This is a genomic window from Mesorhizobium liriopis, from assembly GCF_024053505.1.
GTDB classification, from domain to species: Bacteria; Pseudomonadota; Alphaproteobacteria; order Rhizobiales; family Rhizobiaceae; genus Mesorhizobium_B; species Mesorhizobium_B liriopis.
The window spans coordinates 367886-380787 of record NZ_JAMXQS010000007.1 but is presented as its reverse complement, the minus strand read 5'-3'; the positions used below and the strand labels follow the sequence as shown (position 1 = coordinate 380787).

Annotated in this window: 12 protein-coding genes and 1 riboswitch; of the genes, 7 read left to right on the top strand and 5 right to left on the bottom strand. The window is 65.7% G+C overall.

What is annotated here, in order from left to right; translation table 11 throughout:
- Positions 1 to 81: 81 nt before the first annotated feature.
- The 3 genes from NGM99_RS16120 (at position 82) to NGM99_RS16110 (ending at position 3125) form a co-directional block, all read left to right on the top strand.
- Positions 82 to 831: a YebC/PmpR family DNA-binding transcriptional regulator gene (locus tag NGM99_RS16120; protein WP_252820708.1), complete on the top strand. Its 750-nt coding sequence runs from the start codon at positions 82 to 84 to the stop codon at positions 829 to 831.
- A 149-nt stretch (positions 832 to 980) separates the two neighbouring features.
- The gene (locus tag NGM99_RS16115; RefSeq protein WP_252820707.1) at positions 981 to 2090 is read left to right on the top strand and encodes a MotA/TolQ/ExbB proton channel family protein; all 1110 of its coding nucleotides are present in this window, start codon (positions 981 to 983) and stop codon (positions 2088 to 2090) included.
- Between the two features lie 3 nt (positions 2091 to 2093).
- On the top strand, positions 2094 to 3125 hold the full coding sequence (locus NGM99_RS16110) for a peptidoglycan -binding protein (RefSeq protein ID WP_252820705.1): 1032 nt from the start codon (positions 2094 to 2096) through the stop codon (positions 3123 to 3125).
- Between the two features lie 10 nt (positions 3126 to 3135).
- Here NGM99_RS16110 and NGM99_RS16105 read toward each other — a convergent pair whose 3' ends face one another.
- A complete protein-coding gene (locus NGM99_RS16105; protein WP_252820702.1) occupies positions 3136 to 4119 on the bottom strand; it encodes a Bug family tripartite tricarboxylate transporter substrate binding protein in 984 nt (327 codons plus the stop codon).
- 64 nt (positions 4120 to 4183) lie between these two features.
- On the bottom strand, positions 4184 to 6004 hold the full coding sequence (locus NGM99_RS16100; RefSeq protein ID WP_252820700.1) for an ABC transporter transmembrane domain-containing protein: 1821 nt from the start codon (positions 6002 to 6004) through the stop codon (positions 4184 to 4186).
- A gap of 236 nt (positions 6005 to 6240) precedes the next feature.
- Between NGM99_RS16100 and rpmE the strand changes: the two genes are divergently transcribed.
- On the top strand, positions 6241 to 6462 hold the full coding sequence (gene rpmE, locus NGM99_RS16095) for a 50S ribosomal protein L31 (RefSeq protein WP_252820699.1): 222 nt from the start codon (positions 6241 to 6243) through the stop codon (positions 6460 to 6462).
- Between the two features lie 84 nt (positions 6463 to 6546).
- Here the strand turns inward: rpmE and NGM99_RS16090 are convergent, their stop codons facing one another.
- The 3 genes from NGM99_RS16090 to NGM99_RS16080 are packed head-to-tail and all read right to left on the bottom strand — an operon-like array spanning position 6547 to position 9306.
- The gene (locus tag NGM99_RS16090) at positions 6547 to 6846 is read right to left on the bottom strand and encodes an Rdx family protein (RefSeq protein ID WP_252820698.1); all 300 of its coding nucleotides are present in this window, start codon (positions 6844 to 6846) and stop codon (positions 6547 to 6549) included.
- Positions 6843 to 8657, bottom strand: a complete 1815-nt coding sequence (locus tag NGM99_RS16085) for an ABC-F family ATP-binding cassette domain-containing protein (RefSeq protein WP_252820697.1) — start codon at positions 8655 to 8657, stop codon at positions 6843 to 6845. Before NGM99_RS16085 ends, NGM99_RS16090 begins: the two co-directional genes overlap by 4 nt.
- 13 nt (positions 8658 to 8670) lie before the next feature.
- A complete protein-coding gene (locus NGM99_RS16080; protein WP_252820696.1) occupies positions 8671 to 9306 on the bottom strand; it encodes a thiamine diphosphokinase in 636 nt (211 codons plus the stop codon).
- A gap of 72 nt (positions 9307 to 9378) precedes the next feature.
- Positions 9379 to 9504, top strand: a riboswitch (TPP riboswitch).
- Between the two features lie 55 nt (positions 9505 to 9559).
- Here NGM99_RS16080 and thiB point away from each other — a divergent pair.
- The 3 genes from thiB to thiQ are packed head-to-tail and all read left to right on the top strand — an operon-like array spanning position 9560 to position 12889.
- Entirely contained in the window at positions 9560 to 10546 is a 987-nt protein-coding gene (gene thiB, locus NGM99_RS16075) for a thiamine ABC transporter substrate binding subunit (protein WP_289852522.1), read from the top strand.
- Positions 10547 to 10553: 7 nt separating this feature from the next.
- A complete protein-coding gene (gene thiP / locus NGM99_RS16070; RefSeq protein ID WP_252820694.1) occupies positions 10554 to 12137 on the top strand; it encodes a thiamine/thiamine pyrophosphate ABC transporter permease in 1584 nt (527 codons plus the stop codon).
- The gene (gene thiQ, locus NGM99_RS16065) at positions 12134 to 12889 is read left to right on the top strand and encodes a thiamine ABC transporter ATP-binding protein (protein ID WP_252820693.1); all 756 of its coding nucleotides are present in this window, start codon (positions 12134 to 12136) and stop codon (positions 12887 to 12889) included. Before thiP ends, thiQ begins: the two co-directional genes overlap by 4 nt.
- Positions 12890 to 12902 lie beyond the last annotated feature (13 nt).

The following is a 12902-nucleotide window of genomic DNA, read 5'->3' as shown; positions in this document are numbered from 1 at the left end:
TGGCGAGGCTTTGAGTATAAGCCGGCCAATCTCGAAATCTCAAAAACGCCTGAAGCGGAAAACGCCTGAAGCGGGAGTGCCATGGCCGGCCATAGTCAGTTCAAGAACATCATGCACCGCAAGGGCCGCCAGGACGCGGTCCGCTCCAAGATGTTCTCCAAGCTCGCACGCGAAATCACCGTCGCCGCCAAGGGTGGCACGCCCGACCCCGCGATGAACCCGCGCCTGCGCCTGGCTATCCAGAACGCCAAGGCGCAGTCCATGCCCAAGGACAACATCCAGCGCGCCATCAACAAGGCGAGCGGCGGCGACTCCGAGAACTACGAGGAAGTCCGCTACGAGGGCTATGGCCCGGGTGGCGTGGCCCTGATCGTGGAAGCGCTCACCGACAACCGCAACCGCACCGCATCGAACGTGCGCGCGGCCTTCACCAAGGCCGGCGGCGCGCTTGGTGAAACGGGCTCGGTGTCCTTCATGTGGGACCGCGCCGGCGAGATCACCTATCCGGCATCCGCTGGCAGCGCCGACAAGGTGATGGACGCGGCCATCGAGGCGGGCGCGGACGATGTCGAATCCGACGAGGAAAGCCACACCATCATCTGCGGGTTCGAGAGCGTCGGCGATGTCGCCAAGTCGCTCGAAGACGCGCTGGGCGAGGCCGAAAGCGTGAAGGTCATCTGGCGTCCGCAGAACAACATCCCCGTTGACGAGGATCGCGCGCAGTCGCTGATGAAGCTTGTCGGCACGCTCGAGGACGACGACGACGTGCAGAACGTCTATGCCAATTTCGAGGTGGACGACGAGACCATGGCGCGCCTCAGCGCGGCCTGATCACGCAGGCATCACATGTTGAGAAGTGCCGGGCGCAAGGCTGTCCGGCCCTTGTCCGCCATTCATTTTGAACACAATTTCGGTTAGACCGTTCCGGCTTGGAGTGCTGCCCGGCGTTTGAATGCGGGCGGATGGCAGAAGGCGTGGGAATGGCTATCGCTGGAAACGAAGACGACACCTCTCCCCGGGTTCGGCGCGACGACGACGAATTCGCGCCCATCCGTGGCGAGCGGCGGGAGGAGCCGCGCGAGCGTTCGCGCCGACGCCTGTTCCGCCGCAATCCCGACCGGCTGTCCAGCCCGCAGGTCTTTCTGCTTTCCATGATCATCTTTCTGGCCATCGTCGCCTTCGTGGCGGTGATCCTGACGCGCCAGATTCAGGCGGCCTTCACCACCAATCCGGGTCTCAACGGCCTGATCCTCGGTGTGCTTCTCATTGGCATCCTCTTGTCCTTCGGACAGGTGATCCGCCTGTTCCGCGAAGTGCGCTGGGTGAACTCGTTCCGCGAAGGCTCGGAAACCACCGAGCCGGTGCTGCTCGCGCCCATGAAGTCGCTGCTCGGCCGCTCTTCCTCCATGGCGTTCTCGACCAATTCCCTGCGCACCATGCTGGATTCGATCGCGAACCGTCTGGACGAAAGCCGTGACATCTCGCGCTACTTGATCGGCCTGCTGGTCTTCCTCGGCCTGCTCGGCACCTTCTGGGGCCTGCTCGCCACGATCGGCTCGATCGGCGACACGATCCAGTCGCTCGACCCCGGCACAGGCGACACCAATGCCGTGCTCGATGCATTGAAGGCCGGCCTCTCCGCCCCCTTGCAGGGCATGGGCACGGCGTTTTCGTCTTCGCTGTTCGGCCTGTCGGGCTCGCTGGTGCTGGGTTTCCTCGACCTTCAGGCGGGCCGGGCGCAGACGCGGTTCTATACCGAGCTCGAAAACTGGCTTTCCACCGTCACCGATCTTTCTTCCGACATCGCCCCTGCTGCTGCGGTCGAGACCCGCTCGGGCACGCTGGAGCCCTCCGACGAGTTGCGCGAGATCGCCGAACGCTTACGCGCCGTGCAGGAAACGGGCGGCTCCAACCAGCGCGTGGCGACCGCCATGGCGAACCTGGCCGACGGCATTTCAGGCCTCGTGCGCAACATGCGCTCCGAGCAGCAGATGATGCGCGACTGGGTGGAAGCGCAGTCGGAAGAACAGAAGGCGCTGCGCGAAACGCTCGACCGTCTGGCCGACGCGCTGCACCGGCAGGGTTCCTAACCGGTGGCGCTCGCGCGTGGACGCCGGAGCGACCGGCGCATCGATTATTGGCCGGGCTTCGTCGACGCGCTTTCGACGTTGCTGCTCGCCATCATGTTTCTGCTCTCCGTCTTCGTGCTGGCGCAGTTCCTGCTCAGCCGCGAGGTGGCGGGCAAGGACGAGGTGCTAAACCGCCTCAATTCGCAGATCAACGAGCTGACGCAGCTGCTCGCGCTCGAACGCGCGACTGGCCAGGATTCGCAGGATCAGCTCGCCGATCTGCGCGCCTCGCTCGAAGCCGCGCAAGCCGACCGCTCCCGTCTCCAGACATTGCTGGACCAGGGATCAGGCCAGGGGGCTGCGGCCGAGGCGCGGATCGGCTCGCTCTCGGGCGAACTCGACAACCAGCGCCAGGTTAGCCAGCGCGCGCTGAGTCAGGTCGAGCTCTTGAACCAGCAGATCGCAGCGTTGCGCCGCCAGATCGGCGCACTCGAGTCGGCGCTCGATGCGTCGGAATCCCGCGATCGGGAATCCAACGCCAAGATCGCCGATCTCGGCAAGCGTTTGAACGTGGCGCTCGCCCAGCGCGTGCAGGAACTGAACCGCTACCGCTCCGACTTCTTCGGCCGCCTGCGCGAAATCCTGTCCGACCGCGAGAACATCCGCATCGTCGGCGACCGCTTCGTGTTCCAGTCGGAAGTGCTGTTTCCCGTCGGTTCCGATGTGATCAATGCGGCCGGCGAAGACGAAATGAAGAAGCTCGCCGCAGCCATCATCGAATTGCAGCGCGAGATCCCGCCCGAGATCAACTGGGTCTTGCGCGTGGACGGCCACACCGACAACCGCCCGCTGGCCGGAACGGGGCGCTATCGCGACAATTGGGAGCTGTCTTCCGCGCGCGCGACCTCGGTGGTGAAGTTCCTGATCGCCAACGGCGTGCCGGCCAACCGGTTGGTGGCGGCCGGCTTCGGCGAGTATCAGCCGCTGGATACGGCCGACACGCCGGAAGCGCGTGACCGCAACCGGCGTATCGAGCTGAAGCTCACCGAGCGCTAGTCGCTCATCCCTAGTCCAGGGTTACGCCGGCCTCCTTGACGATCGGCGTCCACTTGGCGATCTCGGCCTTCACATGAGCCGCCAGCTCTTCCGGCGAGGAGCCGACGATCGTCGCGCTGAACTCCTTCATGCGCTCCGCCACCTTCGGGTCGGCAAGAGCCGCCTTCGAGGCCTCGTTGAGCTTGGCGACCACTTCCGGCGGTGTGTTGGCCGGCGCGAAGAAGGCGTTCCAGGTATAGGTTTCGTAGCCCGGCACGGTCTCGCCGATGGTCGGGATATCGGGGAACGATGCCGCGCGCTCCTTGGTGGTGACGCCCAGCGCGCGCAGCGTGCCGGATTTGATGTAGCCCGACGAGGACGGCAGATTGTCGAACATGATCGGCACCTGATTGCCGATCACATCCTGCAAAGCAGGGCCCGAGCCCTTGTAGGGAATGTGCTGCATCTCGACACCGGCAAGGCTCTTGAACAGCTCGCCCGACAGATGGAGCGGCGTGCCGTTGCCCGACGAAGCGTAGGAATACTCGTCGGGCTTTTCTTTCAGAAGCGCGATCAGCTCCGGCACGGTCTTGGCCGGGAATTCCGGGTTCACCACCAGCACGTTCGGCACCACCACCAGAAGCGAGATCGGCGCGAAATCGGTTTCGGGGTTGTAGGGGCTTTGCTTGAGCATCAGCGGGTTGAGCGCGTGCGTCGCCACCGTGCCCATCAGGATCGTGTAGCCGTCCGGGTCCGAGCGGGCGACGCGATCGGCACCCAGATTGCCGCCTGCCCCGCCGACATTCTCGACGATGACTTGGCTGCCGATATTCTCGGACATCTTTTCGGCGATCACCCGCGCGACGAGATCGGTCGAGCCGCCTGCCGCGAAGGGCACCACCAGCGTGATCGTGCGGTCCGGGAAACTCTGGGCTTGCGCAGCGCTGCCGAGAGCCAATGTGGTCGCCGCGGCGCCCAGTGCCAGAACCGCGCGGCGGCTCAATCCTCGTTTCATGCCATCTCCTCCCAAAGCGCGTGAATGTGGGAGAGGATGAAGGAACGGGAGGGATAGGGCAACCCTACTCCGCAGCCGCAACCACCTCTTCGGGCTGCTCGAACTGCAGCCGCGCGAGCCGCGCATAGGTGCCGCCGCGACGGATCAGTTCGCCATGCGTCCCCTCCTCCACCACCGCGCCCTTTTCCATCACGAGGATGCGGTCGGCTTTCAGCACGGTGGCGAGCCGGTGCGCGATGACGAGCGTCGTGCGGCCCTGGGCGAGGCGGTCGAGAGCCGCCTGCACCAGCCGTTCGCTCTCGGCATCGAGCGCGCTCGTGGCTTCGTCGAGCAGGAGGATCGGCGCATCCTTGAGGATGGCGCGCGCAATGGCGATGCGCTGGCGCTGGCCGCCCGACAATTGCACCCCGCGCTCGCCGATCTCCGTGTCGAAGCCCTGCGGCAGGCGCTCGATAAAGGAAAGCGCATAGGCGTCACGCGCGGCTTGGATGATTTCATCGTTGCTCGCGTCGGGGCGGCCGTATGCGATGTTTTCGCGGACGGTGCCGGCAAAGACCGCGGCTTCCTGCGGCACCAGGGCGATGTTGCGTCGGAGCGCGAAAGGATCGAGCCGGCGCACATCCACGCCGTCCACGGTCACGGAGCCCTGTTGCGCATCATAGAAGCGCAGGAGGAGCGCATAGACCGAGGATTTGCCAGCCCCCGAGGGTCCGACAAGCGCCACGGTCTCGCCGGGCCTGACAGCAAAATCCAACCGATCGAGCGTCGGCAGATCAGGCCGCGCCGGGTATGAGAAGCTGACATCGTGGAAGGCGAGCGCACCGGGTTGCGGCCCCGGCAGCGGCAAAGGGTCGGCGGGCGCCCTGATCTGTGGCTCTTCCGCGAGCAGCTCGCTCAGCCGTTCAGCGGCACCCGCCGCCTGCTGGATCTCACCGCCGATTTCGGAAAGCGCGCCCACGGCGCCTGCCGCGAACACCGCATAGATCACGAACTGGCCGAGCGTGCCCGGCGACATCGCGCCCGTCATCACATCATGCGAGCCGATCCAGAGCACGCCGACGACGGACGAAAAGATCGCGAGAATGGCGAAGAAGGTGAGGATCGCCCGCGAGCGCGTGGAGAGCTTCGACGCGTTCCAAGCGTCCTCCACGGCCTGCGCGAAGCGGCTGTTGGCACGCGCTTCGTTGGTGAAGGCCTGGAGCGTGCGCACGGCGCCGATCTGCTCGCCGGCGTAAGCCGTCGCATCCGCCAGTCTGTCCTGCGCCAGCCGCGAGCGGGCACGCACGGTGCGGCCGAAGGCGAGCAGCGGCAACAGCACTAGGGGAATGGCCGCCACAACAAGCCCGGAAAGCTTCGGGCTCGTCACCACCATCATGGCGAGTGCGCCGAGGCCCAGGATCGTGTTGCGCAAGGCAAGCGAGGCGGTGGCGCCCACCACGCCCTTGATCTGCGTCGTATCGGCGCCCAGCCGGGCCGCGATCTCGCCCGAGCGGGCGGTGTCGAAGAAGCCAGGCGAGAGCTTGGTGACATGGGCGAACACATCGCGGCGCAGGTCGGCCACCACGCGCTCGCCGAGCATCACCACGAAGAAGAAGCGCCCGGCCGAGGCGAAGGCAAGCAGCGCCGCCAAGCCGATCAGCCCTGCGAAATACTGCCCGACGAAATGCGGATCGGCGCCCGAGAAGCCCTGGTCGATCATGCGACGCAGGGCGGGCGGCAAGGTCAGCGTGGTGATGGCGGCGAGTGCGAGAAACAAGCAGGCGAAGAGCGCGGTGCGGCGATGGCGTGTCACGTAGGGCAGCAGCACGCGCAGCGGCTTGAGGCGGGCAGGCTTGGCCTTGGCTTGGGGCGTCGGCGTATCGGCCGCGCTGGACGTTTCAGTCATTCTCTTCCCGTTCTCGGTCACGCCTTGGAGCATTCCGGTGAAGTGCGTCAGGCCGGGATGCGCGAATGGGCATGATCCAGATCAACCCCTCGCCTGTCTTGTGCCGTCACGGCTCGTGATGTATAGGCCCGGCGAACGTTTTTGAAGCTGCGGCCGATTGAAGCTCGCGGCTTCATGTTTTTTGGCCTCGTCCTGACCGGCGGGGCGGCGCCCCGAGAAATCCAGGAATTGATCCGATGAAGGCAGACATCCATCCCGACTACCACGACATCACCGTGGTGATGACCGACGGCACCGAATATGTGACCCGCTCCACCTGGGGTGCAGCCGGCGACAAGATGAACCTCGACATCGACCCGACCACCCACCCGGCCTGGACCGGTGGTCAGCAGACCCTGCTCGACCGCGGCGGCCGTCTCTCCAAGTTCAAGAAGCGCTACGAAGGCCTGGGCATCTAAGCCCGGCATCTCAGCGCAGGAATGCAAAAACCCGCCTTCGAGGCGGGTTTTTTGTTGGGCGCGGATCGGCGGCAGTAAGACCGCCTATGCTTCAGGCGCGGTGCTCTTCTTCTCGGAATGCCCCAGGCTCTTTTCGGGCGCGATCACGTCGCGCACGCGGCGTTTCAGTTCGGCAGCATCGGGAAAGCCGCCATCGCGCTCGCGTTCCCAGACGAGCGTGCCATCCACCTCGACCTTGAAGACGCCGCCGGTGCCGGGCACCAGCGCCACCTCGCCGAGCTCGGTGCCGAAGGTGGAAAGCAGTTCCTGCGCCATCCAGCCGGCACGCAGCAGCCAGCGGCATTGCGTGCAGAAAGCAATGGAAACGCGGGGGGTGGCACTCATCCTTCGATCTCCTCACGCAGCATTTCGAGCTCGAGCCATTCTTCTTCCATGGCGCTCAAACCGTCACGCGCCTTGGCGACGTCGGCTGCGATTGCGTTGAACTTGGCCGGATCGCGCGCGAAGAGTGCCGGGTCGGCGAGCTTGGCTTCGAGGTCGGCAATGCTCTTCTCGGCATCCGCCATCCGTTTCGGCAGCGATTCGAGCGCGAATTTCTGCTTGAAGGAAAGCTTCCTGGACGACGAGGCCGGCTTGGCCGCAGCTTCGGGCTTGCCTTTGGTCTCGGCCTTCGGCGCATTCGCGCGCTTGGCGGTGAGCGCGGCTTCCTTGCGCTGGGCGAGCATGTCGGAATAGCCGCCGGCATATTCCACCCAGCGCCCGTCGCTTTCGAGCGGTGCGATCGTGCTCGTCACCGTACGATCGAGGAAATCGCGGTCGTGGCTGACGAGCAGAACCGTGCCGGGAAAGCCCGCGACCAGTTCCTGCAGCAGGTCGAGCGTTTCCATGTCGAGATCGTTGGTCGGCTCGTCGAGCACCAAGAGATTGGCAGGGCGCGACAGGATGCGCGCGAGGATCAGTCGCGCGCGCTCGCCGCCCGAAAGCTCGGTGACCGGCGTGCGCGCCTGTTCCGGCTTGAACAGGAAGTCCTTCATATAGGACACGACATGGCGCTCTTCGCCATTGACCACGAGGTTCTCGCCGCGCCCGTCGGTGAGGAAATGCGCGAGCGTTTCGTTCGGATCGAGGGCCGCGCGCTTCTGGTCGAGCGTTGCGATCTCCAGATTGGCGCCGAGCCGCACCGTGCCGCTGTCGGGCGGCAGATCGCCGATCAGCATGCGCAAAAGGGTGGTCTTGCCAGCCCCGTTGGGACCGACGAAGCCGATGCGGTCGCCGCGCGCGATGCGGGTCGAGAAGTCGCGCACGATCGGCACATCGTCGTAAGCCTTGCCGATGCTTTTCGCCTCGATCACCAGTTTGCCCGATTCGTTGGCCTCGCTCGCGACGAGCTTCGCCGTGCCTTCCGCGCCCTTGTGCGAGCGGAAGCGCTCGCGCAGCGATTGCAGTTCGCCCAAGCGGCGCATGTTGCGCTTGCGCCGCGCGGTGACGCCATAGCGCAGCCAGTGCTCCTCGCGGCCGATCTGGCGGCCGAGCTTGTGCTGCTCGCGCTCTTCTTCCTCGAGCACCTTGTCGCGCCATTCCTCGAAATGGGCGAAGCCCTTGTCGAGCCGGCGCGTGGTGCCCCGGTCGAGCCAGACCACGGCACGCGAGACGTTTTCGAGAAAGCGCCGGTCGTGGCTGATGAGCACGACGGCGGAGGAAGTGCGCGCGAGTTCGCCTTCGAGCCATTCGATCACGCGCAGGTCGAGATGGTTGGTGGGCTCGTCGAGAAGCAGCACATCGGGCTCGGGCGCCATCACGCGCGCGAGCGCTGCGCGGCGCGCTTCGCCGCCCGAGAGATTATGCGGCGAGGCTTCGCCGTCGAGTTCGAGCGATTCGATCAGATAGGTGGCGCGATGCGGATCGTCGGCCGGGCCGAGGCCTGCCTCCACATAGGCGCGGATCGTGGCGTAGCCGTCCATGTCGGGGGCCTGCGCAAGATAGCGGATCGTGGCCGAGGGCTGGCGAAAAACGGTCCCATCCTGCGGCTCGACCATGCCCGCCGCGATCTTGAGCAGCGTCGACTTGCCCGACCCGTTGCGCCCCACCAGCGCGATCTTGTCGCCCGCGGATGCGGTCAGGCCGGCACCCGCCAGAAGCGGCGTGCCGCCGAAGGTCAGGCGGATATCGTCGAGAAGAAGAAGCGGTGGGGCCATATCAACTTGTGGCTTATGCCTGAACGGGATGGGCGAGCAGCAGGGCCTTGCCTTCTTCGAGCCGGATGCGCAAGCGCGTAGCGATCACGTTCGACATCGTGAGTGAGGAGCCGGAGGGCACGCGGACGCGCTCGAGCGGCCAATGCGCGCCTTCGATCGAGAGGCCGTTGAGATCGGAGAAGGCCAGCACGCTGAAAAGCGTGCCCGGCGGGTAGTCGAACACCGTTTCACCAGTCAGGAGCGGCCTCCCCTCCTGCAAGCCGCTGGTCAGCAGCGCAGGCGTGCCGCCTTCCGCGAGGCGAAGGGCGAGCGTGAGGTGGAGAAAGGCATGGTCGGCACGCGGTCCGCCGAAGGCGCCGGCCAGCACGATCTCCTCCGCGCCGGCCTTGAGCGCTTCGGCGACCGCGATCTCGCCGTCGGTCATGTTCTTGGCGGGCGGAAAGGCGATCTGGGCGACACCGGGCCATTCCTGGCGCAAGGCTGCGTCGGTGGAATCGAAATCACCCATCCAAAGCTCCGGTATCACGCCCAGCGCCCTGGCATGGCGCATCCCGCTATCGGCCGCGATCACGCGTGCGCCGTGCACCTGCGCGAGCAGGCGCGGGGTGGGTTCGAGCTCGCCGCCGAGCAGGATCAGGAAACGGGTCATGTGAGCAGCGACCTAGCATGAATTCCGCGCGGGGAAAGCTTGCCGCACCTCGTGCACCCCGCTAATGTCGCGGCCGCTCTAACGGGGTGCCGGCTGCTTTTTCAAGCGGGCCGGCTGAGAGGCAAGGCGTTTCGCGTCCGCCAACCCGCTGAACCTGATCCGGTTGATACCGGCGGAGGGATTAGACGCTTTCCAGGGATCCCCGACGGAAACCGGCGCTTTCCTTTCGACCATGGAGGTGCCTGTGAAGTCCATGATCCTCGGCGGCCTGGCCGTTCTCGCGCTTGTCGCACCCGCTTTCGCGCAGGGCTCGCTCACCGTCTACACCTATGAAAGCTTCACGTCGGAATGGGGCCCGGGGCCGCAGGTGGAAAAGGCCTTCGAGGCGCAGTGCGGGTGCGACGTGAAATTCGTGTCGGTCGCCGACGGCGTGGCACTTCTCAACCGCCTCAGGCTCGAAGGTGCGTCGTCGCCGGCGGAAGTGGTGCTTGGGCTCGACACCAACCTGACGGCTGAGGCGAAAAGCACAGGCCTCTTCGCGCCGCATGGCGTCAGCGCGGAAGGTTTGACCGTTCCGGGCGGCTGGAGCGACACGAGTTTCCTGCCCTTCGACTACGGCTATTTCGCGGTGGTCTACGACACGCAGGCCGTTCAGACCCCGCCCGCAAGCCTCAAGGAACTGGTGGAGGGCGACCCCAACCAGAAGATCGTGATTCAGGACCCACGCACCTCCACGCCGGGCCTCGGGCTCCTGCTCTGGGTTCGTGCCGTCTATGGCGACGACGCCCCGCAGGCCTGGGAGAAACTCAAGCGCCGGGTGCTGACCGTCACGCCGGGCTGGAGCGAGGCCTATGGGCTTTTCACCAAAGGCGAAGCACCGATGGTGCTGTCCTATACCACCTCCCCCGCCTATCATCTCGTCAGCGAGAAGACCGACCGCTACAAGGTCGCGAGCTTCAGCGAAGGGCATTATCTGCAGGTCGAGGTCGCGGGGCAAACCGTGAAGGGTGCCCAGAATCCGCTTGCCAAGCAGTTCCTCCAGTTCATGACCGGCCCCGGCTTTCAGGACGCGATCCCCGAAACCAACTGGATGTTTCCCGCAGGCAAGACCGACAAGCCGCTCGATCCGGCCTTCGCGACGCTGGTGAAGCCGGCGAAGACGCTCTCCTTTCCGCCGGAAGAAGTGGCCGAAAAGCGCAAAGCCTGGATCGACGAGTGGCTCGCCGCGATGAGCCGGTAGCCGAGGCTTGACCGACCGTCGCATTTGGGCCGGGTGGACGGCGCTGCTTTTCGCGGGCGTGCTGCTCGGCGGCGCTTTTGCCGGAATGCTGTTCGAAGTGCTGCGTTCAGGCGGAAGCACGGGTGGATTCGACTTCTATCTGGCGCGTATCACCGGCTTCACGCTTTGGCAGGCCGTGCTTTCGACGCTCGTGTCGGTGGTGCCCGGACTGATCGTGGCGCGCGCTTTGCATCGGCAAGAGAGCTTTCCGGGCCGCTCGCTGCTGCTCGGGCTTTTCGCCGTGCCGCTGGCCCTGCCGGCCATCGTGGCGGCACTCGGGCTTCTGGCGCTGCTCGGGCGCGAAGGGCTGTTGGCGAAGCCGTTGAATGCGGTTCTCGGCGAACCGTGGCCGGGCATCTATGGATTGTCCGGCATTCTGATCGCGCATGCCTTCTTCAACATGCCGCTTGCCGCGCGCCTTTTTCTCGGCGCGCTGGAAACCGTACCGGCGGATCAGTGGCGGCTTGCACGCCAGCTCGGCTTCAATGCGCGCCAGACTTTTCGCTTGGTCGAATGGCCCCCTCTGCGCACGAGCCTGCCCGGCGTGGCGGGCCTCGTCTTCATGCTCTGCGTGACGTCCTTCACGATCGTTCTGACACTCGGCGGTGGGCCGCGGGCGACGACGCTGGAAGTCGCGATCTACCAAGCCCTGCGCTTCGATTTCGACCCTGCGCGGGCAGCTCTTCTCACCGTCGTCCAGCTCGTTCTCGCCGGTGCTGCGGTTGCCCTTCTCGGCCTGCTCGGCGCCGACACCGATGCCGAGCCGAACCTGTCGATATCCGCCCGCCGGTTCGCGAACGGCGGCAGGGTTCAAACAGCTCTCGACGCGCTCGTGATCCTGCTCGCGCTCATTTTCGTCGGCGCGCCGATGGTGGCCGTGCTTTGGAGCGGGTTGCAGGCCGACCTTTGGCGCCTCGTCGGCGAGAATGCCGTACGCCGCGCGACAGGGGTCAGCCTCGCGCTCGCCGCCGTTTCGGGGCTGCTCGCCGCCCTGCTCGCATGGTCGCTCGCGGCTGCACGCCATGCATCCCGCTCGCGCTTCTCCCGTGCCCTATTCGGCACCGGCGCGTCGTTCAGCCTCGTCGTGCCGCCGATCCTGATCGGTGCGGGCTGGTTCATGGCGCTGCGCGAAACGGGGCAGGTTTTCACGGTGGCACCGGTCATGGTCGCCTCCGTCAATGCGCTGATGGCGGTGCCCTTCGCGCTTCGCGTGGTGCGCCCGGCCTTCGATGCTGCGGCCGCGCGCCATGACCGGCTCTGCCTGTCGCTTGGCCTGCGCGGCGTGAACCGCCTCTGGCTGGTCGATTGGCCGAACCTGCGCCGCCCGCTTTTCACCGCGCTCGCCTTCGGCATGGCGCTGTCGCTGGGCGATCTCGGCGTGATCGCGCTGTTCGGCAGCGATGCCTTGAAGACCCTGCCCTATCTGCTCTTCGAGCGCATGGGCAGCTATCGCACGGCGGATGCCGCCGGGCTGGCACTTCTTCTGGGCCTGCTCTGCCTTGCGCTGATGCTCGCGGCCAATCGGCTCGGCCGCGACAGGGAGCCCGCATGAACGCACCCGGCATCACGCTCGACCAAGTCGGTTTCGCCTATCGCGACACGTCCTTTCTGTTCGACCACCGCTTTCCGACTGGAAAGGTGACCGCGGTCATGGGACCGAGTGGGGCGGGCAAGACCACGTTGCTGCACTTGATCGCCGGTTTCGAGCGCCCCCGATCCGGCCGTGTCCTGATCGGCGACACGGATGTTTCCGCCATGCCGCCCGACCGCCGCCCGGTCTCCATGGTGTTTCAGGAAAACAACCTGTTCGCGCATCTAAGCGTGGCACAGAATGTGGGTCTGGGGCTCGACCCCGGCCTTCGCCTTTCCACTCAACAGCGCACGGCTGTTTCCGCCGCACTCGACCGCGTCGGTCTTGCGGGAAAGAAACAGCGTCTTCCTCGCGAGCTGTCCGGCGGTGAGCGCAGCCGCGTGGCGCTCGCCCGCGCCGCCCTGCGCGATCGGCCCGTGCTGCTTCTGGACGAACCCTTCGCGGCACTCGGGCCGGCACTGCGCCAGGATATGCTCACCATCATCGACGCGCAGCGCCGGGAGCGGAACCTCACCGTTCTCTTCGTCACCCACCAGCCCGAGGATGCCGAAGCAATCGCGGATACGGTCCTTTTTCTGGAACAGAAAGGCAACAGCCTGTCGGGAAATGCGGGCGATTTCTTCGGGCCGCTTGGTCCGCCCGCTTTCAAGGCCTATATCGGAATGGCTCACCAGAAGCTCAACCGTCCCGCACCGCCCCCAAAGCCGACATAATTCGCCTGGAGAA

Bases quoted from the DNA above. Each gene is read 5' to 3' on its own strand.
- NGM99_RS16120 (WP_252820708.1), top strand. From the start codon at position 82: ATGGCCGGCCATAGTCAGTTCAAGAACATCATGCACCGCAAGGGCCGC.
- NGM99_RS16115 (WP_252820707.1), top strand. From the start codon at position 981: ATGGCTATCGCTGGAAACGAAGACGACACCTCTCCCCGGGTTCGGCGC.
- NGM99_RS16105 (WP_252820702.1), bottom strand. From the start codon at position 4,119: ATGAAACGAGGATTGAGCCGCCGCGCGGTTCTGGCACTGGGCGCCGCG.
- NGM99_RS16100 (WP_252820700.1), bottom strand. From the start codon at position 6,004: ATGACTGAAACGTCCAGCGCGGCCGATACGCCGACGCCCCAAGCCAAG.
- rpmE (WP_252820699.1), top strand. From the start codon at position 6,241: ATGAAGGCAGACATCCATCCCGACTACCACGACATCACCGTGGTGATG.
- NGM99_RS16090 (WP_252820698.1), bottom strand. From the start codon at position 6,846: ATGAGTGCCACCCCCCGCGTTTCCATTGCTTTCTGCACGCAATGCCGC.
- NGM99_RS16085 (WP_252820697.1), bottom strand. From the start codon at position 8,657: ATGGCCCCACCGCTTCTTCTTCTCGACGATATCCGCCTGACCTTCGGC.
- NGM99_RS16080 (WP_252820696.1), bottom strand. From the start codon at position 9,306: ATGACCCGTTTCCTGATCCTGCTCGGCGGCGAGCTCGAACCCACCCCG.
- thiB (WP_289852522.1), top strand. From the start codon at position 9,560: ATGATCCTCGGCGGCCTGGCCGTTCTCGCGCTTGTCGCACCCGCTTTC.
- thiQ (WP_252820693.1), top strand. From the start codon at position 12,134: ATGAACGCACCCGGCATCACGCTCGACCAAGTCGGTTTCGCCTATCGC.